Origin of the sequence: Paenibacillus sediminis, from assembly GCF_017873765.1 — a bacterium.
In the GTDB taxonomy this organism is placed as follows: Bacteria; Bacillota; Bacilli; order Paenibacillales; family Paenibacillaceae; genus Paenibacillus_AG; species Paenibacillus_AG sediminis.
The window spans coordinates 152,580-177,564 of the sequence record NZ_JAGGKP010000004.1; the positions used below are offsets into that span (position 1 = coordinate 152,580).

At 40.4% G+C, this 24,985-nt stretch carries 27 protein-coding genes and 4 pseudogenes; 12 read left to right on the top strand and 19 right to left on the bottom strand.

The window, feature by feature from the left end; genetic code table 11:
• Positions 1–169: 169 nt before the first annotated feature.
• Positions 170–595, bottom strand: a complete 426-nt coding sequence (locus tag J2Z20_RS10525; protein ID WP_209849297.1) for a MarR family winged helix-turn-helix transcriptional regulator — start codon at positions 593–595, stop codon at positions 170–172.
• A gap of 224 nt (positions 596–819) precedes the next feature.
• On the opposite strand from J2Z20_RS10525, the gene J2Z20_RS10530 reads away from it, so the two are divergent.
• Together J2Z20_RS10530 and J2Z20_RS10535 are read left to right on the top strand one after the other, a co-directional pair.
• A complete protein-coding gene (locus J2Z20_RS10530) occupies positions 820–1,260 on the top strand; it encodes a MarR family winged helix-turn-helix transcriptional regulator (RefSeq protein WP_209849300.1) in 441 nt (146 codons plus the stop codon).
• A gap of 29 nt (positions 1,261–1,289) precedes the next feature.
• The gene (locus J2Z20_RS10535) at positions 1,290–2,486 is read left to right on the top strand and encodes an MFS transporter (RefSeq protein ID WP_209849304.1); all 1,197 of its coding nucleotides are present in this window, start codon (positions 1,290–1,292) and stop codon (positions 2,484–2,486) included.
• A gap of 174 nt (positions 2,487–2,660) precedes the next feature.
• On the opposite strand, the gene J2Z20_RS10540 is transcribed toward J2Z20_RS10535, so the two are convergent.
• On the bottom strand, positions 2,661–3,254 hold the full coding sequence (locus J2Z20_RS10540; RefSeq protein WP_209849307.1) for a stalk domain-containing protein: 594 nt from the start codon (positions 3,252–3,254) through the stop codon (positions 2,661–2,663).
• 521 nt (positions 3,255–3,775) lie between these two features.
• On the bottom strand, positions 3,776–4,261 hold the full coding sequence (locus J2Z20_RS10545; protein WP_209849310.1) for a hypothetical protein: 486 nt from the start codon (positions 4,259–4,261) through the stop codon (positions 3,776–3,778).
• Between the two features lie 173 nt (positions 4,262–4,434).
• Here J2Z20_RS10545 and J2Z20_RS10550 point away from each other — a divergent pair.
• A pseudogene (locus tag J2Z20_RS10550) lies at positions 4,435–4,864 on the top strand (transposase); the annotation flags it as partial.
• A gap of 2 nt (positions 4,865–4,866) precedes the next feature.
• Here the strand turns inward: J2Z20_RS10550 and J2Z20_RS10555 are convergent.
• A pseudogene (locus J2Z20_RS10555) lies at positions 4,867–5,154 on the bottom strand (transposase); the annotation flags it as partial.
• A 108-nt stretch (positions 5,155–5,262) separates the two neighbouring features.
• Here J2Z20_RS10555 and J2Z20_RS10560 point away from each other — a divergent pair.
• From J2Z20_RS10560 to J2Z20_RS10575, 4 genes and pseudogenes are all read left to right on the top strand, one after another.
• The gene (locus J2Z20_RS10560; RefSeq protein ID WP_209849315.1) at positions 5,263–6,360 is read left to right on the top strand and encodes a hypothetical protein; all 1,098 of its coding nucleotides are present in this window, start codon (positions 5,263–5,265) and stop codon (positions 6,358–6,360) included.
• A 75-nt stretch (positions 6,361–6,435) separates the two neighbouring features.
• Positions 6,436–7,287, top strand: a complete 852-nt coding sequence (locus tag J2Z20_RS10565) for a copper amine oxidase N-terminal domain-containing protein (protein WP_209849318.1) — start codon at positions 6,436–6,438, stop codon at positions 7,285–7,287.
• 142 nt (positions 7,288–7,429) lie between these two features.
• Entirely contained in the window at positions 7,430–7,582 is a 153-nt protein-coding gene (locus J2Z20_RS10570) for a hypothetical protein (RefSeq protein ID WP_209849321.1), read from the top strand.
• A pseudogene (locus J2Z20_RS10575) lies at positions 7,572–7,988 on the top strand (integrase core domain-containing protein); the annotation flags it as partial. The gene J2Z20_RS10570 and the pseudogene J2Z20_RS10575, both read left to right, overlap by 11 nt.
• On the opposite strand, the gene J2Z20_RS10580 reads toward J2Z20_RS10575, so the two are convergent.
• The 7 genes from J2Z20_RS10580 to J2Z20_RS10610 form a co-directional block, all read right to left on the bottom strand.
• On the bottom strand, positions 7,984–8,304 hold the full coding sequence (locus J2Z20_RS10580; protein ID WP_209849546.1) for a copper amine oxidase N-terminal domain-containing protein: 321 nt from the start codon (positions 8,302–8,304) through the stop codon (positions 7,984–7,986). The pseudogene J2Z20_RS10575 and the gene J2Z20_RS10580 overlap by 5 nt on opposite strands.
• A 401-nt stretch (positions 8,305–8,705) precedes the next feature.
• A complete protein-coding gene (locus tag J2Z20_RS10585) occupies positions 8,706–8,924 on the bottom strand; it encodes a helix-turn-helix domain-containing protein (RefSeq protein WP_004434885.1) in 219 nt (72 codons plus the stop codon).
• Between the two features lie 10 nt (positions 8,925–8,934).
• Positions 8,935–9,417, bottom strand: a complete 483-nt coding sequence (locus tag J2Z20_RS10590) for a DUF2975 domain-containing protein (RefSeq protein ID WP_209849323.1) — start codon at positions 9,415–9,417, stop codon at positions 8,935–8,937.
• Positions 9,418–10,152: 735 nt separating this feature from the next.
• On the bottom strand, positions 10,153–10,833 hold the full coding sequence (locus J2Z20_RS10595; RefSeq protein ID WP_209849326.1) for an ABC transporter ATP-binding protein: 681 nt from the start codon (positions 10,831–10,833) through the stop codon (positions 10,153–10,155).
• A complete protein-coding gene (locus tag J2Z20_RS10600; RefSeq protein ID WP_209849329.1) occupies positions 10,823–11,518 on the bottom strand; it encodes a hypothetical protein in 696 nt (231 codons plus the stop codon). The genes J2Z20_RS10595 and J2Z20_RS10600 overlap by 11 nt, the downstream gene beginning before the upstream one ends.
• Before the next feature lie 627 nt (positions 11,519–12,145).
• Positions 12,146–12,997 (bottom strand): hypothetical protein, encoded by an 852-nt coding sequence (locus tag J2Z20_RS10605; protein ID WP_209849332.1) that lies wholly within the window; start codon positions 12,995–12,997, stop codon positions 12,146–12,148.
• Positions 12,998–13,135: 138 nt separating this feature from the next.
• Positions 13,136–13,552: a DUF2712 domain-containing protein gene (locus J2Z20_RS10610; protein ID WP_209849335.1), complete on the bottom strand. Its 417-nt coding sequence runs from the start codon at positions 13,550–13,552 to the stop codon at positions 13,136–13,138.
• Positions 13,553–13,912: 360 nt separating this feature from the next.
• Between J2Z20_RS10610 and J2Z20_RS10615 the strand changes: the two genes are divergently transcribed.
• The 3 genes from J2Z20_RS10615 (at position 13,913) to J2Z20_RS18000 (ending at position 15,728) form a co-directional block, all read left to right on the top strand.
• Complete coding sequence (locus J2Z20_RS10615; protein WP_209849338.1) at positions 13,913–15,094, top strand: IS4 family transposase; 1,182 nt, start codon at positions 13,913–13,915, stop codon at positions 15,092–15,094.
• Positions 15,095–15,516: 422 nt separating this feature from the next.
• Positions 15,517–15,672: a hypothetical protein gene (locus tag J2Z20_RS10620; RefSeq protein WP_209849562.1), complete on the top strand. Its 156-nt coding sequence runs from the start codon at positions 15,517–15,519 to the stop codon at positions 15,670–15,672.
• Positions 15,621–15,728: a transposase gene (locus tag J2Z20_RS18000; RefSeq protein ID WP_245252237.1), complete on the top strand. Its 108-nt coding sequence runs from the start codon at positions 15,621–15,623 to the stop codon at positions 15,726–15,728. Before J2Z20_RS10620 ends, J2Z20_RS18000 begins: the two co-directional genes overlap by 52 nt.
• Positions 15,729–16,089: 361 nt before the next feature.
• Here the strand turns inward: J2Z20_RS18000 and glmS are convergent.
• Positions 16,090–17,787 (bottom strand): annotated as a pseudogene (gene glmS / locus J2Z20_RS10630) (glutamine--fructose-6-phosphate transaminase (isomerizing)); the annotation flags it as partial.
• Positions 17,788–18,070: 283 nt separating this feature from the next.
• On the opposite strand from glmS, the gene J2Z20_RS10635 reads away from it, so the two are divergent.
• Positions 18,071–18,478 (top strand): MFS transporter, encoded by a 408-nt coding sequence (locus tag J2Z20_RS10635; RefSeq protein WP_209849549.1) that lies wholly within the window; start codon positions 18,071–18,073, stop codon positions 18,476–18,478.
• 542 nt (positions 18,479–19,020) lie between these two features.
• Here the strand turns inward: J2Z20_RS10635 and J2Z20_RS10640 are convergent.
• The 4 genes from J2Z20_RS10640 to J2Z20_RS10655 all read right to left on the bottom strand — a co-directional run bounded on the left by J2Z20_RS10640 (position 19,021) and on the right by J2Z20_RS10655 (position 21,108).
• On the bottom strand, positions 19,021–19,419 hold the full coding sequence (locus J2Z20_RS10640; protein ID WP_209849344.1) for a DUF1259 domain-containing protein: 399 nt from the start codon (positions 19,417–19,419) through the stop codon (positions 19,021–19,023).
• Positions 19,420–19,547: 128 nt separating this feature from the next.
• Complete coding sequence (locus J2Z20_RS10645) at positions 19,548–19,943, bottom strand: cupin domain-containing protein (RefSeq protein WP_209849347.1); 396 nt, start codon at positions 19,941–19,943, stop codon at positions 19,548–19,550.
• Positions 19,944–20,005: 62 nt separating this feature from the next.
• Entirely contained in the window at positions 20,006–20,233 is a 228-nt protein-coding gene (locus tag J2Z20_RS10650) for a cyclophilin-like fold protein (protein WP_209849350.1), read from the bottom strand.
• A 167-nt stretch (positions 20,234–20,400) separates the two neighbouring features.
• Complete coding sequence (locus tag J2Z20_RS10655) at positions 20,401–21,108, bottom strand: carboxymuconolactone decarboxylase family protein (RefSeq protein ID WP_209849358.1); 708 nt, start codon at positions 21,106–21,108, stop codon at positions 20,401–20,403.
• 373 nt (positions 21,109–21,481) lie between these two features.
• Here J2Z20_RS10655 and J2Z20_RS10660 point away from each other — a divergent pair, with 373 nt between their 5' ends.
• Positions 21,482–22,027 (top strand): TetR/AcrR family transcriptional regulator, encoded by a 546-nt coding sequence (locus tag J2Z20_RS10660; protein WP_209849360.1) that lies wholly within the window; start codon positions 21,482–21,484, stop codon positions 22,025–22,027.
• 126 nt (positions 22,028–22,153) lie between these two features.
• On the opposite strand, the gene J2Z20_RS10665 is transcribed toward J2Z20_RS10660, so the two are convergent.
• The 3 genes from J2Z20_RS10665 to J2Z20_RS10675 form a co-directional block, all read right to left on the bottom strand.
• The gene (locus J2Z20_RS10665) at positions 22,154–23,203 is read right to left on the bottom strand and encodes an NAD(P)-dependent alcohol dehydrogenase (protein ID WP_209849369.1); all 1,050 of its coding nucleotides are present in this window, start codon (positions 23,201–23,203) and stop codon (positions 22,154–22,156) included.
• A gap of 310 nt (positions 23,204–23,513) precedes the next feature.
• Complete coding sequence (locus J2Z20_RS10670; protein ID WP_209849372.1) at positions 23,514–24,488, bottom strand: aldo/keto reductase; 975 nt, start codon at positions 24,486–24,488, stop codon at positions 23,514–23,516.
• Between the two features lie 61 nt (positions 24,489–24,549).
• On the bottom strand, positions 24,550–24,933 hold the full coding sequence (locus tag J2Z20_RS10675; RefSeq protein ID WP_209849384.1) for a DUF2255 family protein: 384 nt from the start codon (positions 24,931–24,933) through the stop codon (positions 24,550–24,552).
• Positions 24,934–24,985 lie beyond the last annotated feature (52 nt).

Consider the following 24,985-nt stretch of genomic DNA (forward strand, 5'->3'; position numbering starts at 1 on the left):
CGATCATCCTCTGAGGTTTAGGAAAAACACATACAGATAAAAATTATTTTTTTACAATGTTATAATGACGCCATCACAACAGCAAAAAAAAACGCCAGCTAGTTCATGGGATCAAACCAATGACTCAGCAAAGCGTTATTGTAACATCCATCTCATTAGATAGATTGTACTAGCGCACATTATCGATCAGTTTCGCGAGTACCCTTCTTACCGCATTCAGTTCTTCCTCCGAAATACCTTGCAGCACCTGATCATTGAAATCATCAATGACCGGAATCACTTGTTCTTCGAACTTCCGTCCTTTCTCAGTCAAGAAGACCTTTAGCAAACGCCGATCGTTTTCATCGCTGACCCGACGTATCAAACCCTTCTGCTCCAGGTTGAGAACCATACGGGCGATGTTGGTTTTATCCTTACCAAGCTTGGCCGATAATTCACTTTGAGAAAGACCGTCGTTTTCCCATAACAGCAGCAGGATCAAATTTTGTTCCGGTGCGATATTAAATGGACTGAGCAAGTTTTTAATATAATTAGAAATGATCAAATCCGACTGGTGGATGTATATGGTTATGTAATCGCTGAAATGATGCTTCAACGTGGTGCCCCCTTTCGGTATATAGCGTTTATTTAACAGAACAAAGCCCCCGGGTGACATGTATCTACACGCATTATATAGTATTTTCGTTCCACAAAGAAGACGAACGTATTACGTTGTGCTCCAGCTGCGTCATATGCCCCCTGTGCTTATTGACCTCTGTTATTTGATTTGTTATAAATATAGTTGCTATGCAAACTAATTGTGGTGCGAGGTACCTGCTAGTGAAATTAAAAGAATCGGTCGGTTATTTGATCAGCAATACGGGCCGTAAATTAACGCAATGCTTGACCCAGCTGACTCAAGATTACAATTTGACGTCTGAGCAGTTTGGTCTTCTCCTTTGTTTAAGTGAGGAAGACGGAATCAGCCAAAAAGAGCTTTCTCGGCGAACCGAAAAGGATCCGGCCAATATAACGAGAATTTTGGATCAATTGGAGCGCAAAGGCTTCGTAAATCGAGTCACTAATTCCGAGGATCGTAGATCTTATCACACGTATATTACCAAATCAGGGAAGGAAGCCGTACGTCAGATTGAACCGATTGAAGCGGAGTTCATCCGTGCCTTGTTATTGGATATTCCTGATCATGAAGCTTCGGCCTTCAAAGCATTTATGCAAAAAATAAACAAAAATATAGAGAGATACCGCGAGAGAAACAATTAAAGGTACTGCTTCTTAGAGGAGAAAATATCGTGAAAGAACGAAACACAATATTGTGGAGTGGAGATTTTGTAAAGATTTGTTTAAGCAGTTTTTTTGTATTTTTAACGTTTTACACATTGGCGACATCCCTGCCTGTTTATGTGAAGGACAATTTTCATGGTACTGGACAGCAAATTGGCCTGACAATGACGGTGTTTGTCATCGCTGCAGTTTTACTTCGTTCGTTTTCCGGGAAATGGATGGCCCAGTATGGGGAAAGGAAAGTAGCCGTTATATCATTGGCGGCATTCTTTGTTGTATCCGCAGCTTATTTGAACATTGCCGGTATGGCTATGCTGCTGTTGCTTCGGTTCTTGCACGGTGGCAGCTTCGCAATTGCGACCACTTCAACCAACGCGCTTGCACTTCGTCTTATTCCTGAGAATCGAAAAGGAGAAGGCATCAGCTATTTCAGCTTGTTCATGAGCTTAGCTATGGTCATTGGACCGTTTGTAGGACTGACAATTACGTCACATCTTAGTTATGGTTATTTATTCGGCATTTGCGCCATTTTTGGCTTGCTTGCTTTACTGTTTGGTATGAGTACACGTGCTCCGAAATTACCGATGGCACAGAAAAATGTTAAAGAAAAATTTCATTGGAGCCAATTGATTGAAACGAAAGCTATTCCGATTGGTTTGGCAGGGTTCGTGCTAGCATTCGCATACAGTGGTCTTACCTCATTTATATCCCTCTATGCCAAAGAGCTTTCCATGGGTTCACTCGCCAGTTATTTCTTTGTCTTCTTCGGTGTCATGATCGTTCTTCCGCGTCCGCTTATCGGCAAAATACTCGATAAATACGGAGAACATGTCATTGTCTATCCAAGCATTGGCACCTTCACGATAGGCATGCTATTGCTAGGGTTGGCCCATTCGCCCGCTTCATTTTTATTATCTGGACTTGTGTGCGGTCTCGGCTATGGCGCCCTGCTGCCTTGCTTTCAGACGATTGCCGTGCAAGCGGCAAATGTTCACCGCAGAGCGGTTGCAATAGCCACGTTCTTTGTTTTATTCGATCTTGGTTATGGCGTAGGATCTTACCTTTTAGGAGTATTGGCTTCAAGCTCAGGTTACTCAGCAGTATACATGATTTCTGCCATAATCGTTGCATTCACGGCTATTATTTATTTCATTCTACATCATAAAAGAAACGTCAATCCGGCAATAGAACATGGGGTGGAATAATGTCACTGAACCCCTAAAAAAACATAACCCAGTCAAAACACTGAAATAAAGTGTTAAACTGGGTTTAATTGATTGTGGGAAATCCATTTAGTGAGCAGATGTGATGACGTCTCGTTTGCGGCATGAGTGTCTAATACATTATTTTTCAGTCTAACATTTTATTTTCTTTCTACACTAAATGCTTGCGGTATTTCTACTGTTTCCATTCTTTTCTCGTTTTGGCAGTGTCAACGCGATCGTTCCGATATAATCGGTCACTTTTCCGTCCGTTGTGATCTTCACGGCTGTTTGCTCAACCTTCCCATCCGTGCCGACCCGGCCGCTTCTGACCCAGCGGGCGGGACCCGCAAATCCGCTGTCGTAATACAGGAAGGTCTTGTCGATTCGGGGCGTCGGACCTGTGCGATCCGACAGGAACTCGGTGTCGTAATTCTCCGTTCTATGCAGCGTCTGCAAAGGCGTGGGCTCGTAATGGCCGCCCGCGAACATGGCGCTCATCGCGATTTTCCTGGCTGCCGCCAGATTGCCGGCATAGAGAGCCACCCGCTCTTTCTCGTACAACGGCGATTGTATGGAGACCGTATGGTTGGCCCAACCGACCTTGTAGCCGTACTGCTCCGACACGAATCGAAGAGGCACATAGATGCGGTTATGTACTGATTTGATCGATATGTCTAACTTTACCGTTTCCTTGGAAGACCCATAGTTGCCATGCCATCGATCACAGCAACCTGCTGCCCCATTATCAGCGAAATATTTTGCGTCCACTTGCGTGCTTCGTTCTCCAAATATTAAACGAATAAGGTTTCATTTTGTTTCTCTGCCCCTAACATCGAACTTTTTTAAGTGAAAAAACATTAGCTAATTTGCTTTAAACTTTTAATCAGAGCGACCTAGTCTCATTCCTTATTAGTAAAAAGTCCCGATGAATAATTCTATCATCGGGACTGACTTCGTGGTTCCAGACTTTTTTTACTGGTTCCACACTTTTTTATTTTTGAACTATTCAGTGACATTAGAGTTGGTAAATGATTTGAGTACAACTGTATCTAAATATTGACGGGCAATTGAGAACATTTCTTTTCCGTTCATTAATTCTTCAATCCGCTCATGAAAGTTGATTTTCTCTTGGTCTTCTCATCCGTTTAATATTTCCAATAACAATTCCAACTGCAAATCACGCATAACTGATATTCATAATTTCTACCGGAATTTTGGACTATGGATTATGTTGTAATAAATCAAACGAACTAAATAAACGTTTTAAGCAATCTATAATTGTAGCATTTTTATTGATCATCATCGTCATAATCATCGAAGTAATCAACTTCATCATCATCGTCGTCAAAGTCAGGACCATCAAGTTGATCTGGTCCTTCGAATGGATCTGTTGCTTCGATTACATCAAAATTATTGAATTCGATACAAGTCGATGTCAGATCAAGTGTTTTCGTACTGTCATCATGGTGTCCGGATAATATGTCAATAGTTATAGAAGCTTCTACTTGGCAGATCATTGATCCGCTCATCTCTATATCAGGTTCTCTACTATCAACGTGAAAGTTATGATCCACATAAGCTATAAATTTAACCGTGCAATCAATATCAACATTATCGTCAGAGATCATTTTTGAAATAACCTCGAATTGAATGTCCTCGATTACATCTATCGATATATAATCGGAACCGTAACCAAACCTCCCTACTTCATTCAATTCTTCACTTATTTCGTCATAGATACGTTTATTAATGTATTCTTCAATCTGCGAATACAAATCATCACTACTTTCGAGCTTATCAATTAATTCATCAACATTTTTACTAACAAACTGAGAACTCATAGAGAGCGTAAAATATTATGTGTAAATAGCTGAATAGCAAAAAAGGAAGGCCTTTTCTAGTAGAATGGAGTTACCAGACAACAATCCATAGAAAAGAGGCCTTCCCTATGAATCAGTTTACAACAAATTTAGTCCAAGCACTAGTGACCAAACAAGATGTGACCGAAGTATTTCGTTTTCATCTAGAAATATCCATGAATCACCTTTTAGAAACCGAACTAACCGCTTTTCTAGATTATGAGAAGTATGACCGAACTGGCTTTCATTCAGGCAATTCCCGTAATGGAACCTACTCACGTACCCTTCATACCGAGTACGGAGACCTTCATTTGAGCATCCCGTCTACTTGGATGCTACGTATCTTGCGGTAAAGCGTGACACGGTTACCAAAGAAGCTGTGCATCTAGCCTGGGCATTCGGGAAGATGGTTCGAAAGAAGTACTTGCCTACACCTTAGCGCCTACAGAGTCTGCATTCGTATGGAAAGAGCTCCTACACGATATTCGGGAACGTGGTGCGTATGGTCTAAAGGGCATAAATTACACATTTATGCACAGCCGATCAATGGCTTCCATTGGATTTTGGTAAACACGCTTTATAAATCTGCTGACGGCAGTTCGGATTTTGTAGGTTTTATCGTCAAACACGTTGTGAATGACATCACTCTTCAGCCATTTCCAAAGACCCTCAATGGGATTGAGGTCTGGAGAGTATTTTGGCAAAAACACAAACTCCAGACGCGGCTCATCCTGAACGAAATATTCAATGGTAGCTGCTTTATGGATTCGTCCGTTGTCCAGCACCACCACAATTTTTCCTGAAGGGTATTCATTGAGAAGCGATTATTTCTCCCTAGAATTTGCTACAGATATCTGTTCCTGGAAAATTTTTACCTCACATGTAACTTACGCCTGTTTAAAGTGTTCTAATACTAGATGATTTATCTACCCCCTAATAATATCTTTTCTCTAAAGCTAGTGACTCAAAGACTCTACTTCAATAAGTCAAGTGTGAATAGCTGGCCAGCTTTCATAATAAATTTATTAAAAGATGGGCTTAATGTGAGATTTATACCTAAATCAACGAGCTTAATTCTTTCATTGTTTTTATTGGGAGGTTCTGTAGTATCCGCTTCTTCATTCAATGGTTCAAGTTCAGAGTCTCAAAACAATGTAAACCCTTTATTGCCGGTTAATAAAGCAATTCAAGCTAAAATTGACAGCTCCATTATTGGCAAAGATCGAGATGTAATTGCGGCTTCTGGCGAATTGATCACTGGACCAGGGAACCAAGAACTACCTATGGATCAGCAAGTGATTGAGTCCACTACTCCAAATGATTCCTCAATTATCTCACCTTACTCCTCTATTCCTCCACAAACAGGGGGGTCAGGACCTTACAGAAGAGTTTATTCCAATGATGGATACTCTTGGATAAGTACTTACGTAACTTTACCGGGTGGATCCAATGTAAAAGACAATAATAGTGCAGCACCATACTATGATACAGCTTATGTTTATACTGGAGGCTGGGGAGCGACTGATGTAGGTGTTGATGCTGGAATGCAGCATAGCACAATGTATGATGATTGGGCACCGTCTACCTTGGCAAACGGACAAATGGTAACATCAACTCCACGTTATAAATCAGGACAAGACATCTATTTGAAATTTTATGTTACTGCAACCAATGAAGTTACCTTGGCTGTATCAGGTATTACAACAACAGGAGAAAGCAAAACAACGACGATTGTTCGTTCTGGCGTGAGTGGTTGGACGAAAGATGGATCTAAAATGAGATTAAAAAGAATGACCACTATCGGACAAAAAAACGGAGAAAGTTTTACTACAGGCTCCTTTATGAAGGGCGTTCATTGGCATGATATCACCATTGGATATTATAATAGCACTGGAAGCCTTGTTTATACTGGTTGGGGTTCTAGTCAAACAGGCGGCACTTATAATAATGACTCAGCCCATGTATCTGTAAATTATATCAATGCGGGCGAAGAAACTGTTAATATTCAATTATAGCTTTAATTCAAATGGGGATAAGGATTTCCTTATCCCTAATTCAGGAATTACAATTATTAACGGAGGTGAAAAAGAGTGAAAAAGGCAAAGTTTTTTATTACTGCAATGGTTGCAATGGCAGTAATTTTGGGATTTTCCAAGAACAGTTATGCATCTCCTTCCATCGTTGAAAAGAAAGTACCAGTATTGCTTAAAATCAACGAATATGACGTTCTGTACACATTTCCAAAACAACCTTATCTCGATAAAAACAACCGTTTGATGATCCCATTACGGGCGGTAAGTGAGCTGATCGGCAGCAATGTAAGTTATAACCAAGCACAAAAAACGGCATCAATCCAATTGAACAATAAAGTTTTAAATATTACTGTAGGCTCCAATATTATTCAAGTAAATAACACCGAAAAAGCAATGGATACCATTCCAGTGATGTATAATCAATCTATGTTTATTCCGGTTCGGGCTTTAATTGATAATTCAGATATCCCTTCAAATATAGATCCGAAAACAGGAATGGTGCATATTGAAAGTGAGTCATTAGATAAAAATCAATCGATTAAGTTAATCAAAGAATCTGATCTTCCTCCAGATCAAATTGCAGATTATAACGCCATTCAGCCTCTTACCTACGATTTGACTTTAAACGATAATGAAAAGGGAAAATTACAGAAGGGTTCGATTAATATCACCTCAAAAAATATATCTGGAAAAGCCATAGCTCAAGGGAAGGAAGATCTCCATATTATCTTTATGTTTGATAATGCGTTCCAAATGGAAGCAGACTGGAACACTACGGATCAGAACAATGAACGATTACGACCAGCACTTAGTATTAATCAAACATTTAACAGAGTAGATAATTTTGCGGCTAGTAATTATGAAGAGAAATTAAAATATATCCTGGCGATAGGAAGAACTTTTAAATAATAGAGCAAAACACACGAGGTGGGTGAACTGAACCCCGAATAGTAGACACTTTAAAAAAGTGAATCTATTCGGGGTTTTTTGTTTTTTCTAGCTCAAAACCCCGTTATACTAAAATGTATGAAGTAAATCGGGAGAAGTTATTATGAGTAAGATTATATTTAATGAACATCAACGACAATTATTAGAAATGAATCCAAATGTCGCTTCTGTATCTGATCGTGCGATTCAATATAGAGCTGAATTTAAAATACAAGCGGTGAAAGAAAATCTAGCGGGTAAGGGAGTCTTGCGTTAAAGATGCCGCCACAAGAGAAATTATTGCGTATGATCTCTCCACCAGTTTACGTATGAGTATTGTGTACAGAACACTGGCAAAGTGAAAGGAAGCATTAGATCGGAATATTCATCCGGAAACAATAATTCACTAGGATCAAGGCTTGCAATATACACATCCTGAATATCAAAAACGTGTTAAAGAACTAGGACTCCTTCAATCGATGTCACGTAGAGGAAATTGTCTAGATAATGCCCCCATGGAGTCATTCTTCGGGCACTTAAAAGATGAAGTAGATTACAAGGAAGCACGTAACTTAGCAGAATTGAAGTACATGATTGATGAATATATGGAGCACTATAACACGACCAGAAAGCAATGGAACTTAAAAAAGATGACTCCGGCAGCTTACCGAAGTCATCTCATCGAATGGGGACAAGCACGCGTCCATCCTGATTTTTTGCGCCCTGATCCATTTGTATCTGTTGACTCCCCTTATATGCGACCTTACTGCCTACAGTAATCTTCAAGTATTCTCCGTTTTTATTCTGTAAAGTCACTACTTTTGAAGAAGGACTCCAACTGTATTGAATCCCTAAGGACGCTAATAAACGTATAGGAATAAACAAGCGATTAGTATCCATAGTCGGGTGTACATCCATTGAAATAAAATTCCCATTAACGTTTAGTTCCACAGGCCTTTTATCATAATCCGCCGCTGCATGAGCATGAGCATAGCCCATTAAATTAAAACTAAACAGAGCAAGTAAGACGACAAGTTTTCTCAAATTTGCTCCCTCCTAAAGTTCTTAATCATATAGTTGCGTGCGAACTCGATTCGAGCGTCCCAACGTTTTCTCACCTTCTGAACCTTAAACTCCAATCACCTTCGTTCCTATCTCTATAGACGTTGATTACCCAAAATTAGTTGCCCGTACCCATAAAATCCTATAAATTGAGGAACGGCCAAACGACGTGAATCACGTTATGGTTCGCGGCGCTTATCGGTAATGGCAAGCTTAGATAAAACGGGAGGGCGCACCAGGAAAAAGAAAGGGATTCGGGGAGCAGTTGCCGCGGCAAACTGCTACATGATTTGTTGAACTAAAGAGACCCGTTAGTTAAATAAATTTGTTGTCTGTTTTTATTGAGTGTCTTCGTCGCTTTTGTACTCCAAAATATCACCTGGCTGACAATCCAGAGTCTTACATATCGCTTCTAATGTTGAAAAACGAACCGCTTTTGCTTTCCCATTTTTCAGAATGGAAAGATTTGCCATAGTAATTCCAACCCTCTCCGAAAGCTCCGTTACGCTCATTTTTCGTTTTGCTAACATCACATCAATATTAATAATAATTGCCATATGCTCCACCTCAGACCGTTAAATCATTTTCTGATTTTATATTAATAGCTTCTTGTAAAAGTCTTTGGAGAACAGTAGCAAACACGGCGATCACCATAGAGGCGAAAATAATGACCAATCCCATTGGTATGAAACTTGGAGGGTCAACTCTCTTCCCCATGAGATAGTAGAGTGGCATACCTAGCAGGTACAAGGTACTGATTGTGATGGCACAGTATTTTATATTCTTTAAAGCTTTTACCGATAATTCCGAGAACGCTTGATTCTTATCAATATAGCTTAAAAGTTTAAAAGCTTGATACAGAGCTAAGTAAAAAGGAATCGCTGCTGCGTACATATCGATTAAAACGAGAGATTTCATATAAGCCATTTCTGGATACAATTCTCCAGCAAAATTCCCAATCTTAGGCACTAAAAATATGCACAAAGCGAGAATTGGGATTCCAATAAGAATAACAGCTATCTTCAAAAAGAGTGTTTTTCCTCGTATCATAAACTGCACCTCACTTATTTAATGTCAGTTTTTAACTTCACCACATAATTTATCGTTATACAATAAATTAATATCGTTTTTGATAAAAATAAAAAGCATTTCTCATTACAAAGAAATGCTTTTACTTTAAAATGTTAAATTTATAACTTATTCAACAAAACTGCCCGTTAGCTTAATGATACACCGCTGGACAGGAAGAGTCCAAAACTGGGGACAGATTTTACTTCAACTCTCTGTTTTTTCCCAGACCGAATTGGTTCACATTTACGCTAAGCCCCTAGGGACTTAGGATTATCCTTTAATAGAGTTTACACAAAATTCTTGACAGACTCCAATAATACCACACCTTGGAACTACTCTGACCTGTAGTTAAGAAAACGGCAGCCGGTGTTAGTGGCCGTTCTCTACCCTTCAAGTTAAAAAAATGGAGCAGCTGCCGCCGGCAGACTGCTCCACTATTTCTTTAACTTACGTTCCCAGCTTAACTTTATTACTCATCTCTTTCTGGGACCACGGAATTGTATAGAGGTTCTTGCCCTAATACGGCTTTTATTTTGTATAGAAGTTCTTGTCGTTCGACAATTGTGTCACAATGCCTACGTATCGCTCTCATAAATAATCTACACTTTGAAAAGGTATGCCTTAAAGTGTGAGGCCATACCCGATTAGTGACACACATCCTTACCATACTAGCGTAAAGCCACTTGAAACGAATGAACACCAAGCGCGCGGCCATTATGCGTCTTTAGCAGTGATTCGATCATTTTTCTGTTCTAATTTGTTATGAACGTTTATTATTTTTCCATCAGAAATCGTAAAGGTGTGATCACATAATAATTGAATATCTTCTTTGTTATGAGACGTCATTACAATTAACTTTTGTTCTGTTCTCAGCTTCTCTAACACTTGTCTTAATGTTCCCACAGAAGTCTCGTCTAGGGCATTAAAAGGCTCATCCAATATGATAATTTGTTGATTTTCCATAATAGCCTGGATAATTCCCAATTTTTGCTTCATTCCTAACGAGTACTTTTTGAATTTCTTCTTAGTTTCCCAATCTAAATCAAAAATACTCATATAATGTTGAATATCTTCACTTTTAGTAACATTTCTTATCTTAGCTAGCATTTTTAAATTTTCATATCCTGTCAGTTGACCGAGGAAACTTGGTTTTTCAAGTAGTATCCCTAACTTATCAGGAAATGAAATATCCTTCCCCAAAACTCTTCCATCTACTCTCACCTCGCCATTAGTTGGCAGTATCAGGCCAGCAATCATTCTCAAAAACATTGTTTTTCCGCTTCCGTTCTTACCAACTACTCCGTATATATTCCCACTTTCTAGAGATACATTTATATTTTCAAGAACTTTTATTTTACCGACAGACTTGGTGAAATTGGTTGCTTCAATTTTCATAAGATGATAACTCCTTCTTAAGGATTCTTCTTTGAATAAGGGCAATTAGTGCTATAGCAAGAACTATACTTTCAACGACATTTAACAATGTAATCATTGGACTACTGGATCGAGGTAAAATATAAAAAGCCAAAGCCTGATAATGATTGGTCATAGCTAAAAAAATTGAAATCCCCCCCATTATCATAAAAGTACTTGTTTTCGTGAACTTAAGTAATAGATATATCTGAGCAAAAACCGCAATTGTACAAAATAAGTAGACTCTCGCTATAACCCCAACAGTATTCATATTAATCGTTTGAAACACATCGAAATTACCTGAAACAATATTAAAAAGTAACCCTATCAAATAAAATAATATTACAAATGCCGCGGTGATGATTAAAGCGCCTTTTAACAGAGCTTTTAACCAATCGTTTTTATTTCCATATCGAATAGATAAATTATCAGAGTTATCAATATAGAAAACAATATAGTCAATAAGTGTATATTGTAATAATGAAAATATCATAACGAATAAGCTTTTTAACAGCACTCCATTTAAAGGTTTACCTCCAAAAATAGTTTGATACATTGTTGTAAGATCACTAATGCCAATACTTTTTAAATAGCTATAACTAGCCAGAATGCTACCCAATAAAATAATAAGAAAGAATGGTTTTACATGCTTGAACACGCTTATCATATAAAATTCCTCTTATCACTAATCCTGAAATTTAAAAGTAGCGTAAGTAATACTAAACCTAGCATCCAATAATAACTTTCCGGTCCTTTATGAAAGACCCACGAAAATAACAAGTTTATATCTAGTGAGTAGAATTTCTTAATATATGGTCGGAACAATATAAGTTCCAAAGCCAACCATATAAATACAATTAACATGCAATGTCTTCTCAAAATTAAGTTGTTAGACCATTTCAAACATGACATTACGTTTATAAATAAGATAATTCCTAATAAATATCTAAAATACCAGTCTGTCAACTGCAATATAAAACCACTTTCTCTAAGTGACAATGCACCGAATATTATAAACATGAACATAATGTTTAAACAGATAAACCCTTGTGTGTAATATCCAATCAACTCTTTTATGAGTATTTTTCTTCTGTTTCCTATTCTGACATACGATAGATTATTAAAATAGCTGCCTTCAATAGTCAGTCCGATTGTAACTACTGAAATAAATTGAAATACGAAAAACTTATCAAATATCCACTGATCGAACCAGTTATTACTGATAGGCATTTTAAACAAAAAGATGATTCCACTAATTGCAATATAGATCGTAAACACACAGAAAAATATAAATCTATTCATAACAATCTCTCATTTTATAAAAAACTGCACCAATTAATATTAGATCCACTAATATCCATCCTCCAATAACGATAATCACATTTTCCCAAGTTATAATACTTGTTAATGCACCTACCGCTACAGGTTGAAGGATTATTCGAATGTCATAGGTGAACAACGTTGGATAGGAATCAAAAATATAGTTAATTGCATATAGAATAATTACCGGAGTCACAAGAATAACATACCTATTTTTGAAATTAAGCAGCATACTAATGCAAAGTGAAAACACGACAAATATAGAGATTGCTAAAGCATTAATCAGTGTATAAATTTGAACCATATTCATCGGATTCGACAAAAAAGCGTTATATACAAAGCTTCCTGCATGCGGAACCAATCGATCATAATACTCAGTCTTATTGATCGTATCAGGGAATAGCTTATAGGTCATTACAACATTTATCTCCAAAGTGACTAGTACTGTAAGGAAAGACAGCATACCGGTAGAAATGAACTTTGAAACAAAGTACCTACCTTTACCTCCTCGGGTAATTTGATACATATACAGTGAGGTATTCTTATCTTCGTAATAGATCAACCCGGTAAATAACACAGCAAGAATCCAAAATACAGTACTGTATAAATTATTCCCCCAACTTACTGAATTCATTAACATCCAAAACTGGAACGGATTCTGCCCAATTGTCTCTGCTGAACCAGCATATTTAGTAAAATGTCTAGTTACTGTAATTGGATCAATCACGGCAATAATAAGCAATATCAGAACTGCGAATAATACTTTTTTATCTGTAATCAGTCTTTTGATATCAATTTTCAGATAACTTACTAGCAAATCTCCCACTCGATTTTTCCTCTCCTTTGTGACAAAAACATTTTATGAAGAGTCCCTTCAAGTAACAAAATGCACAAACATGGGACGTAAATTACTTGTCCCCATGTTTGTGCTAAATCTCAAGAGCATAAGCATAAATCAGTCAGCTTAGTTGGGACTCCATGCACCTGAAACAGAAACTGTCGAACTTGTAACGACAGGATTGTCGAGGTTTAATATGACATTAGTACCTTTAGTGGGTACTGTGGAGTAGTTAATAGTGTGATATGCGCTATCAAAAGCTACTTGATTATATGGATCTGATAGATTGGGATTCGCACCAATACCACCACTTTTTTCTGTCCATGCTCTAACGTATGTTCCGCTACCTAAACTTGTTATTTTGATGCTAAAATACTTCACAGCAGTATCTTCATTAGCTCTCGCTACGGTACTAATTTCAGTATCGCCTTGATTGGCTGGTAGACTACCCGAGAAAGTAGCTGTCGCGGCAAAGGCTGATGTTGCGGCAAAGAGCACAGAAGCTGCTAGTGTGGCGATAGCCAATTTACCTTTATGCTTCATATATAAATTCCTCCAATTTAATTAGCATTTTTTATATTGAAAGCAGGCCGGCATCTCAATCAAAGATGATACTGGTTACCCATTTCTACCACTTATTTATTAACATGGTTAATTCATACACATGTAATATTATAGAATTATATAGAATAATTCCATAATCCCTAAGCACCAAATTATGTAAAAATTTGTCGGCTTAAACAATTATATCGTTTTTAAAGTAATGATTTTTCTCACTAGCGTTGCATTAATGTTCTCGGAATCTTCATAACTTTCTGTCTTATCTAAAATTGTGCATAAAAAAATCCTTTACAATAGATATGGAAGGTAGCCCTGTCCATAATCCAATGAAAGGATTCACGCATGGACAAGCATATCCTAATTTCTTCATTTGGTAAATGGTTAGCACCAATATGTACGAGAACGTTCACAGATTGGGTTATAGGAACTCAGCAAGATAAGTATGTGAAGAAGCTAACGACTGCAGCCTACTTGAAACTGTTCCTGCATGCACAACTGCAAGGCAGAAAAGGTCTCAGGCACATTGCCGATGATGTGCTCTGCAAGGCATTTCAACGTGAACTTGGGCTGAAGTCCATTTCCGCAGCTCAACTTAGTCGGAAGCATAATCAGGTGGATCCGGATTTGCTTCAACAGTTGTTTGAGCGTCTCGTCAAACGAATTCTCACGACCTATCATGCACCAGCTGCACGTAACAAAATAAAGATTATCGATTCGACTACCGTCGCCCTTTGCTTGCAAAAGTACAAATGGGCAACCTTCCGCAAGACGAAGGCAGGAATTAAACTCCATATGCGACTGGCATTTGTCGGCGAACAAGATGTCTTGCCAGAGAAGGCGACCATTACGAATGCAAAGAAGAACGACCGTACACAGCTCGATGAGCTTACGGATGAACCAGGCTTCACGTATGTGTTTGACCGAGGTTACATGGACTATTCCGCATTCGACCGCTATTGCGAGAATAACATCTCTTTCGTCACAAGGCTGAAGAATAATGCGTGCATTGAACCTATTGAGTTTCTTGAAGTTCCGCAAGAAAGCCGTGTCAGTGAGGATGTCATAGTGCGAGTTGGCTCTCCACAAAAGAAAATGAAGCATTTGCTTCGGATGGTTCAAACGAAAGATTCTCAGGGCAATCTGTTATTTTTGGTTACCAATCGGTTTGACCTGACCTGTGACGAGATCAGCGACATGTATCGCAGTCGTTGGGCGATTGAAACGTTTTTTAAGTGGATGAAGCAGCATCTGAGGATCAAGCATTTCCATGGTCAAAGCGACCGCGCAGTTCATAATCAGGTCTGGATCGCCCTTATCGCCTTTTGTTTGCTACTGCTCGTCAAACTGGATACGAAGGTCGATCACAGTCTACTGCAATTGACTCGATGGCTTATTAAATTACTATGGCAGCCCTATGCTCAATGGTTAAGCCGAATGAAACAAAAACCAAGTCGTTCATCCAAGGGAAGGCGACGAAGAAATAAAACGATTGCTACGACAACTCACTCCGCTGATCTTATCTAATCATACATATTTGTATAAATCATCCAAATGAGACAGGCTACCTTTAGGAAGCTATCGCCTTTTTGGATTTTTGATTTATAAGGGTATTTCTAATTTTCAGACATAACGTTTTCGCAAGGTTTATGCAACGCTAGTGGATTTTTCTAAACTGATGACTCCACTTGTGGTAATTATGTCTACCAGTTATATCCTCCTTTTACATGAACATTATTCTATATTTGAAGTAAACTCACCTATACTTCATTAAAATTGGCAACTGATCTTCTGATCGGCTGCCATTTTATTGTTTTCAACTAACGTTCCCCCATTAGAATCCCTGTAAACAGAATAATTTGGCGTTTTAACAAAAACGAGCGCCTCTATAAGATGGGGTCACGCACGAGGTTATTGTCTCAAAAAACCCATTAGGAGGTCGCTCTACTATGAAATTTAAGGCACAAAATAAGCAAAATCAACTCATTGAATCCATTACTGTTCATCACTTGGTCATCGGCGTAGAGGCCCTGGGAATTGCGAGGAAACATGAATGCTCAGTAAACGTGGCCGGCCACATCTACGTCATTTTCTTTATCTCATGATGATGAGTATGGTCATGACAAATCCGGAAATTCGAGGTTACATTGTTACAATGTAGAGAAAAAGAAACTAAAGAAGATGAAATCCATCATGAAATTATTCGCTAAAGTAGCACGATTGCTCGTAGCTCTATCTAAAAGCCAAGCATCTTACGAACCGTTTAAGGTATTCCCACATGCAGCATAAAGCAATCTGTCCTCACCAGCTCAAGTATTCGTAGGATGACAAGTTGCACGGATTATCGGGAGACATTGAACAAAAGGGCTCGGACCCATTCCGTTAGAAAGACCGACCTCCACCCTGTAGTTAGGGTTAGATGTGACCAATAGGAATGAAAGGGCTATGGTCCGCTGAGACATGGGAGTGAGAATCACTAGGGCGAAGTGGAGATGTGTGAATTATGGAACAATATGGGTGATGATTGCAAATGCTTGGTCTACAGATTTCAGCAGTCCAGCAACGTGCTCTTCGAATGTAATTGCCATAACTTCTGCGCCGCGCGCTTTCACTTCTTTAATATTGCTTACTGTTTTCTCAAGGACGCTTTCTTGTGTTGCAAGTGCAATCACAGGAATTTCGTCTTCGATCAGAGCAAGTGTACCGTGTTTCAATTCACCTGCTGGGTAAGCTTCAGAGTGAATGTAAGAAATTTCTTTCAGCTTAAGCGATCCTTCTTGAGCTACAGCATAGTCAAGACCGCGGCCGATGAAGAACAAGTCTTCATGTTTCGAAATTTGTTCTGCAAAGTCTTTAATGGCATCAGCTTGGGACAGCATCTTCTCAACTTGCTCAGGCAATGCTTGCATAGCAGCAATGATATGAGCAATTTGCTCTGGAGTTTGCGTTCCGCGTACTTCAGCAAGATACAAGCCCAGCAAGTAGAAAGCAATCAACTGAGAAGTATAAGCTTTCGTTGAAGCAACCGCAATTTCCGGACCTGCAAGTGTTGTGATTACATCATCAGCATCACGAGCGATTGAGCTTCCGACTACGTTCGTAATGGCAAGCACATGCGCTCCGTGGCTTTGTGCTTCGCGAAGAGCTGCAAGTGTATCCGTTGTTTCACCGGATTGGCTCACGACGATAACGAGTGTCTCTGGCGTTATAATTGGTGAACGGTAACGGTATTCCGAAGCAACATCCGTTTCCACTGGAATTTTAACGAGCTGCTCGATTACACTGCGACCCACAAGACCTGCATGGTACGCTGTACCGCACGCTACAATTTGAACGTTGCGAATATTTTTAATTTGTTCTGAATTCAGCTTAAGTTCAGGCAATACTACGTGTTTACCAGAAGCGTCAATTCTGCCGCGCATTGTATCGCGGTATGCTTTAGGCTGTTCGTGAATTTCTTTCAACATGAAATGCTCAAAACCGCCTTTTTCTGCTGTTGCAGCATCCCAATCGACACGAATCATTTCCCGAGAAATAAAGTTGCCTTCAATCGTCATCAATTCGACAGCATCCTGTGTCAATACAGCCATTTCGCCGTCATTCAAAATGTACACATTACGTGTGTATTCGAGAATCGCAGGAATATCAGATCCGATAAAATTCTCGTCTTCGCCAACACCGATAATAAGCGGACTTGCTTGACGAACTGCAACTAATTTATTAGGTTCATACTCTGTAAGCACTCCAAGTGCATATGCACCACGCATATGGCTAATCGCTTTTTGAACGGCTTTTACAATATCGCCTTCATATTCACGTGCAATCAGATGAGAAATGACCTCTGTATCCGTCTCTGACACAAAAGTGTGTCCTTCAGCGATCAGTTCTTCTTTCAACTCCAAGTAGTTTTCGATAATACCGTTATGAACAACGGAGAACTTGTGGCTGTCATCTGTATGCGGGTGGGAGTTGACATCAGACGGTTTACCGTGTGTTGCCCAGCGAGTATGTCCAATACCCACGGAACCAATAAGCGGTGTATTTTCGAGCTTCGTTTCAAGGTTCGCTAGACGGCCTTTCGCTTTCGCAATTTCAAGACCTTTGTCTGTGAATACAGCAATACCCGCAGAATCGTAACCGCGATACTCAAGTTTCTTAAGTCCTTCAATTAAGACGTTTTGTGTATTTCTTTTACCAATATATCCAACAATACCACACATATGATAATAACCTCCGAATTTTCGTATTCATTAGCAAAAAATGAAACTACAATAGGAGCGTGCGGCATGCGAGAATTAAATGTATTTAATTTAATTGTCAATGAATCTAAAAAATCCACTCTTTATGGAAAATCTATCTTCACGAATGTACAATCTCCCGCGCAGCACGCACTTTTTCGTACATTTTTCGCACATTCATGAAACCTTAAACGTATCAATCTTGTACAGTTTGCACCCATCGAAACGTTTGTGAGAGCAGTCGCCCGTTCTTCCGCGTCCGCTTATCGGCAAAATACTCGATAAATACGGAGAACATGTCATTGTCTATCCAAGCATTGGCGCCTTCACGATAGGCATGCTATTGCTAGGGTTGGCCCATTCGCCCGCTTTATTTTTATTATCTGGACTTGTGTGCGGTCTCGGCTATGGCGCCCTGCTGCCTTGCTTTCAGACGATTGCCGTGCAAGCGGCAAATGTTCACCGCAGAGCGGTTGCAATAGCCACGTTCTTTGTTTTATTCGATCTTGGTTATGGCGTAGGATCTTACCTTTTAGGAGTATTGGCTTCAAGCTCAGGTTACTCAGCAGTATACATGATTTCTGCCATAATCGTTGCATTCACGGCTATTATTTATTTCATTCTACATCATAAAAGAAACGTCAATCCGGCAATAGAACATGGGGTGGAATAATGTCACTGAACCCCTAAAAAAACATAACCCAGTCAAAACACTGAAATAAAGTGTTAAACTGGGTTTAATTGATTGTGGGAAATCCATTTAGTGAGCAGATGTGATGACGTCTCGTTTGCGGCATGAGTGTGCTCTCAATGTATCCCCGTTTAGAGTCACAAAAAAATGACCAGGTTGCCGAATTGTAACACGTTTCTTACAAACATTAAAAAGCAAGTCAACATTAAATAAGCGATGGATGGAGCGGAGACTAATGAATTGCTGTTTATTGTCGGTGACTAATCGGTCTACCCTAAAGAAAACCCCTTCTTCGCCTTGTGAAAAAGTCTCTTTGAAATAAAACTAGCCGTACCTTATGCCTTTTAATCATGTACATGCCTCTTCTTCCCTAGATGTATTATTAACAGTATGCGGGCATGTTGAGAATTGACACTGTAGCAGCTGTAACTCGGCACTCCTCATGAGAGATAATTGCGAAAAAACCGGGGCCCTTTCCACTAGGGAGCCCGGTTTTAGACATAATTTCATATAAAGAAATTGTATTATTGTAAGACCTTATAAGCTTCTGCAACTTTTCTTGCAAAGGATAAAGGCTCCTCAACGGAGGCGTAGTGAGCATAAACAAGATGAGGATTATCCATTAGCCAGTGGTTATGCAGAGCAGTCAACATGATCCCGTATCTTTGTAGATGCCAGATAAATGGATAAGCTTCTTCTTGAAGGAGCGCTGTTTCCCCTAGGTTTAAAGTTCTCCCCTGATTGTCCATTGATTCAAACGACCACATAGAGTGTAGAGCCAGCCCAGAATGGCTTGGTCTTCCCAATATGCTTATTTTAATATGCGGGCGATCCCTTTCCACCTTACATACTTCATGTTTTATGTTTCCTTCCCCACCCAAAATATGAGCAAATTCCTGACATAGTGCCCCGATATCCTGCATTTAGATCTTTTCCCCTCGTACATTTTTCTTTTCAGCTTATGCCTACTTAACGAAATATGTGTACGTTTATCTATCCCTTTCATCCTCAAAAGTTCTACCTAAGTATCAGTTATCAGGCAACAGAAATTTTATAATTTATTGTACCATTCATCATCAACTGGTTCTAACCATTCTGTTTGCCCTGGTGTAAGTGCTAAGTGTACAAACCAGCTATCCTTCGTAGCCCCATGCCAATGCTTTACGTTCGGTGGAATGTTTACCACATCGCCTGTTTTGAGGAATTGAGCTGGTTTTCCTTCTTCTTGATACCAACCCTCACCGCCAGTAACTAACAACACTTGCCCAGCATAATGAGAGTGCCAGTTATTGCGAGCACTTGGAGCAAAGGTTACATTCCCTATAGCAGTATTGAGTGGTGTTGGATCGGTAAACACCATTTGTAAGTATGCGTCACCGATAAAGTATTGTTCTACTTTTTGGCCCAACGGGAAGATTGTGCTATTGTTTAAGTGTTGGTTCTTCATTTTTTAATCCCTACTTTCTTTTTACTTTTATAATTAACCAACTTGAGCTGCTGGACGAATAATCATCTAAGCCCGATCTCATAACCAAAATCTCGATAACATATAGCCAAATGGCCCCAAGGGGAATAATAATTAAAATCTCCAACGGAAGGATCAGTGCCTGACGGTGCAGCTTCATTGGATAATCTTTCTTCTAGCCTGCTGATTTTTTCAGTTCCAGCATAATCCTCGAAGGTTAACGTTATTGGAAGTCGCTTTATAAAGTCGCGGCTTGACGGATTATCGTCCATGTTTTTCCGTTACTTCCTCGTTGTTAAATATCAACTTTATTTTTACACTAGTCGAATGATTATCCGTAGTTTTCCTCTATTGGTATTACCGCCTTAAGCCATACGGGTGAAGGTCAGCAAAAAAACAAGAGATAGCGAAAACAGTTTGTTCACTAAATTTTCTCAAACTATTCCGGAATGATTTCATTTACGCAACTCAAAGCGTTTAATGTTCTCGGAAAACCCATATATGGAAGGCAATGAGTGATAGCGGTGATCATGGTTTCCTTGTCATTACCGACATTCAGGTTGCCCCGAACATGCGCTTTGACTTGACTTTCACAACCTCCCAGGCTACTTACGATGCAGAGGGTAAGCAGCTCCCGCGTTTTCAAATCAAGACCTCCACGAGTATAGAAGTCGCCAAAACAAAAGGCGGAAAGATAGTCTTGTATATGCTTTTGATTGGATGGGACATTTTCCCGATTTTTCGCAATGACTTCCCCAAAAATCTCTACCTGCACTGCAAGCCCCTTGTCAAACCGGTTATTTTCTTCAACCTGCTTTTGGCTTTCAAGCGGCAATGCAATATTTCTGGCTTTGAAGACTTCGTTGACCTCAATGATGGCATTTAGTGTTTTGGGGAATCCAAGGTATGGCGCGCACTGATAAATGGCCTCTTTGATTTCCACCGGTGTCAGTCCAACGTTCAGCGCGGCATAAACATGTGCCTTGAGCTGGGGCAAGGTTTGATTAGTTGCAAGCACCACTAGGGTGATAAGCTCACACTGCTTGTTATCCAAGTTACCTTGATAAAAAACTTCCCCAAAAATGAAGCGGCTCAGGATGTCCTGAAAATCCGGATCGGTTTCCTTGCTATTCTCAATTCGATCCATAACTAAACCTCCTGCTTGTTTTACGGCATCGTTCTCTCCAGTATGGAAGGATCCATTTTCAATCTTTATCATCGACATCCATCCGCACAAACGAAACATCCAAACCCGACTGCTTAAGGTTTTGGGTAGCTGCATGACCCTTTCTTAGATCCCGGCTCGGCCAAAATGGCCCTATAACCATTTAAAGCCAATTGTTAGACAAGCTTAGGACAACACACTACGATTAATCAAATACCATTGATTAATCAACTTATGTCCATTATTATATAAGCATTACGATTATATTCAATGGTTAAAGTAACGTGATATGTTGATATCTCAACAAATTGCTCGAAAATGTTAATTATTTATGGAAGTTTGGTGCATATTTACGATGACAAAAGTGGATCGTAGAATTCTTAAAACACAAGAAGCTATGAAAAAAGCTGTCATTGAGCTGATGACTGAAAAAAATTTCGATGATATTACAATTCAGGATATTACCGACCGGGCAAACATAAACCGTGGAACCTTTTATCTTCATTATCAGGACAAATTTGATTTATTGGATAAACTCATAGAAACACACATTAACGAATTAGGAGAGATGGGTGAATGGGCGTGCAAGATGGATTGGAACAATGCTCTTTTACCTTTTTTTGAATATTTCGAGAAAAATTATTTATTCTTTTCGACCATGTTAGCGAGTAAAGGGGCCCCATCTTTTAGAACGCGGCTTCTTGATTTTATTATGGAAGGATTCAAAGGTGAGATTGACAGAGAGAGCGGAAAAAATTCTGATTTATATGAAGATGTTATGTTGCAATATGCTGGGACTGCTTATGTAGGTGTCATTGAATGGTGGATCAGAAATGGAATGCCATACTCTCCTCAAGCAATGGCCAAACAAGTCGGGGCCTTGTTAGAAAGAAGTCTGTAGTCCATGTATAACAAGAGCGCTCTTTGTCAGGGCGCTCTTTTGTTATCGTGGGTTGGCAGGTTTTCCTCCAAAGTAAAGAAGCGCACCGATATAGGTATGCCCCTTAAACTTATCTGGGATTGCTCGTTATTCATTCTCCATCGTGCTGATGTCAATCACAAATCGATACCGGACATCTGAAGCGAGTACGCGCTCCCAAGCTTCATCAATCTGCTTGGCGGAAATAACTTCGATCTCAGGAGCAATGTGGTGTTCCGCGCAAAAGTCTAACATTTCCTGCGTTTCCCGAATTCCACCGATCATCGATCCAGCAAACGACCGACGATGACCGATTAGGGAGAATACATTAACAGACAACGGATCCGCTGGCGCACCGACGTTGACCATTGTACCGTCCAGCGCCAGTAGCGAGAGGTAAGCACTGATATCGATCTTTGCGCTCACTGTATTCACAATGAGGTCGAACGAACCAGCCAATTTCTTAAATGTCTCTGGATCGCTCGTAGCATAATATTGGTCCGCGCCAAGCCGCAAACCGTCTTCTTTTTTCTTCAATGATTGAGATAGAACGGTAACCTCTGCCCCCATGGCATGAGCGAGCTTCACAGCCATGTGTCCAAGCCCGCCAAGTCCAACTACAGCTACCTTCTTGCCAGGAGCAGCTCCCCAATGGCGCAGCGGCGAGTACGTTGTAATACCGGCACACAAAAGCGGAGCGGCGACGTCCAGCTCAATACCATCAGGAATTCGAACCACGAAGTCTTCCGTTACGACGATGTGGGTGGAATAACCGCCCTGCGTATACTGCCCATACCTGTCGATAGCCCCATAGGTGCCGGTCATTCCATTAAGGCAATACTGCTCTTCCCCCTTATCGCAGTTACTGCACTCTCCGCAGGAGTCAACCATGCAGCCTACCCCTACTCGGTCTCCAACGGCATACTTTGTGACTTCCGAACCAACCTGGGTGACAATTCCGGCGATCTCGTGCCCTGGAACGAGAGGATATTGGACTGGTCCCCACTCGCCGCGAGCGGTGTGAATGTCAGAGTGGCAAATTCCGGCGTACTTAATCTCAATGAGGACATCATGCGGCTGGAGGTCCCTACGTTCGATCGTGGTCAGTTTGAACGGACCTTCTGGACTAAATGTAGCACGTGCATTAGCAGTAATCATATATAACCTCCTGTAATTTGTGAACAAACACCTCAAATTAATCAACATCTGTTTATAATTATAAATGGAACCAAGATGCTTTCAATGGTTAAAAGATCGCAATTCGTTGATTATTGAACAGAAAAATAATATTTTTGATTATCTTTAGGAAAGTCTTTCTTCAACAGGCATAGATGGTATAAATATTCATATAGCAAGGAATCCAATCATATATACAACCGCAAAGAATACCATCGCCATTTCTAAAGACCGTACACTTTAAAGGGGTCCATATAACGGGTGCCGATTAAGTCGTCAGCACGATGTTAAATTAAAAATGCCCAACGACTCGGTGCGGTACATACGGTTCCTCCAAAAACGCAATTTCTTCAGGTGTTAATTTAATGGAAAGAGCAGCTTCCGCATCCTCGAGATGGGAAATTTTTGTAGCACCGACGATGGGGGCGGTTACCGGTTCTTTGTGCAGAAGCCACGCAATTGCGATTTGAACCCGGCGAACGCTATGTTTTTCTGCGAGACTCGCAACCCGGTCTACCACAAGCTGATCCGCATCTGCTGTTGCATCATATTTTTGTTTTGCAATTTGATCGGTTTCGGCACGATGTGTGGATGCCTCACGAGCCAATCTTCCTCCTGCGAGTGGGCTATAAGGAATGACCCCGATTTTTTCTTCCTTACAAAGCGGCAGCATCTCTCGCTCCTCTTCGCGGTAAATGAGGTTTAAATGATTCTGCATCGATACAAATCGTGTCCACCCATTTTTCTCAGCTACATGTAACGCCTTTTGGAACTGCCATGCGTACATGGCGGAAGCGCCGATATACCTCGCTTTGCCGGCCTTCACCACATCATGAAGTGCCTCCATCGTCTCTTCGATGGGCGTGTTGTAATCCCAACGATGAATTTGATACAAATCAACGTAGTCGGTTCCGAGTCTCTTAAGGCTCTTATCGATTTCGCTCATGATCGCTTTGCGGGAAAGTCCGGCGCCGTTGGGTCCTTGATGCATTCGTCCATTTATCTTAGTCGCGATGACAATTTCATCACGGTTAGCATAATCCTTTAATGCTCCTCCAACAATTTCCTCACTTGTCCCCTCAGCATACACATTCGCTGTATCGAAAAAATTGATTCCAAGCTCCAAAGCTTTTTTTATGATTGGACGAGCACTCTCCTCATCAAGCACCCATCGATGATGCCCTTTCTCTGCGTCGCCGAAGCCCATACAGCCAAGACAAATCCGAGATACATCCAAGCCGGTATTCCCAAGTTTCGTATAATCCATTTCATTATTCCTCCCTTTTTTCCTTAAATAATGGTCAAATGAGAAGCTTTATTGATGTACATCAGGCGTTGGTTTCGCGCGGCGCAACCTTGACTGTCGCAGAACGGGCTCGTGTGCTGATCATCGAGTTTAGATAGGGGCTGCCATTGTATTTCGCACGGTACGCATTGTCGATGAGATCGTTGATCTGCCCATCGATCGGTTCGAAACTGACTTCCTTCGTCGTGCCAGCGACAGTAATTCGCCCCGCCTTCTGCCGTAGTGCTGCCTGGTACCAACGGGAGTTCTGCCCATAGTAGGCACGGACATAGAGTGAGTCGCCAACCACTACGGACCATATCCAAGTCGGGGTGCCGTAGGTTACTCCGTCTTCACGGAATGGCGAGATGTGCAGGTCATCAGCTTCAGCGATCTTGTGCAGTTCTTCTTTCAGCCACGTGTCCATGAATTGCATCCTCCTTTAAACTTGGTATTTCCAGTAACCCTAAACGAACATT

Coding starts and splice junctions, on each gene's coding strand:
- J2Z20_RS10560 (WP_209849315.1), top strand. CDS start 5,263: ATGATTTATCTACCCCCTAATAATATCTTTTCTCTAAAGCTAGTGACT.
- J2Z20_RS10570 (WP_209849321.1), top strand. CDS start 7,430: ATGAGTAAGATTATATTTAATGAACATCAACGACAATTATTAGAAATG.
- J2Z20_RS10580 (WP_209849546.1), bottom strand. CDS start 8,304: ATGGGCTATGCTCATGCTCATGCAGCGGCGGATTATGATAAAAGGCCT.
- J2Z20_RS10585 (WP_004434885.1), bottom strand. CDS start 8,924: ATGGCAATTATTATTAATATTGATGTGATGTTAGCAAAACGAAAAATG.
- J2Z20_RS10590 (WP_209849323.1), bottom strand. CDS start 9,417: ATGATACGAGGAAAAACACTCTTTTTGAAGATAGCTGTTATTCTTATT.
- J2Z20_RS10595 (WP_209849326.1), bottom strand. CDS start 10,833: ATGAAAATTGAAGCAACCAATTTCACCAAGTCTGTCGGTAAAATAAAA.
- J2Z20_RS10600 (WP_209849329.1), bottom strand. CDS start 11,518: ATGATAAGCGTGTTCAAGCATGTAAAACCATTCTTTCTTATTATTTTA.
- J2Z20_RS10610 (WP_209849335.1), bottom strand. CDS start 13,552: ATGAAGCATAAAGGTAAATTGGCTATCGCCACACTAGCAGCTTCTGTG.
- J2Z20_RS10615 (WP_209849338.1), top strand. CDS start 13,913: ATGGACAAGCATATCCTAATTTCTTCATTTGGTAAATGGTTAGCACCA.
- J2Z20_RS10620 (WP_209849562.1), top strand. CDS start 15,517: ATGAAATTTAAGGCACAAAATAAGCAAAATCAACTCATTGAATCCATT.
- J2Z20_RS18000 (WP_245252237.1), top strand. CDS start 15,621: ATGCTCAGTAAACGTGGCCGGCCACATCTACGTCATTTTCTTTATCTC.
- J2Z20_RS10640 (WP_209849344.1), bottom strand. CDS start 19,419: ATGCAGGATATCGGGGCACTATGTCAGGAATTTGCTCATATTTTGGGT.
- J2Z20_RS10645 (WP_209849347.1), bottom strand. CDS start 19,943: ATGAAGAACCAACACTTAAACAATAGCACAATCTTCCCGTTGGGCCAA.
- J2Z20_RS10650 (WP_209849350.1), bottom strand. CDS start 20,233: ATGGACGATAATCCGTCAAGCCGCGACTTTATAAAGCGACTTCCAATA.
- J2Z20_RS10655 (WP_209849358.1), bottom strand. CDS start 21,108: ATGGATCGAATTGAGAATAGCAAGGAAACCGATCCGGATTTTCAGGAC.
- J2Z20_RS10660 (WP_209849360.1), top strand. CDS start 21,482: ATGACAAAAGTGGATCGTAGAATTCTTAAAACACAAGAAGCTATGAAA.
- J2Z20_RS10665 (WP_209849369.1), bottom strand. CDS start 23,203: ATGATTACTGCTAATGCACGTGCTACATTTAGTCCAGAAGGTCCGTTC.
- J2Z20_RS10670 (WP_209849372.1), bottom strand. CDS start 24,488: ATGGATTATACGAAACTTGGGAATACCGGCTTGGATGTATCTCGGATT.
- J2Z20_RS10675 (WP_209849384.1), bottom strand. CDS start 24,933: ATGGACACGTGGCTGAAAGAAGAACTGCACAAGATCGCTGAAGCTGAT.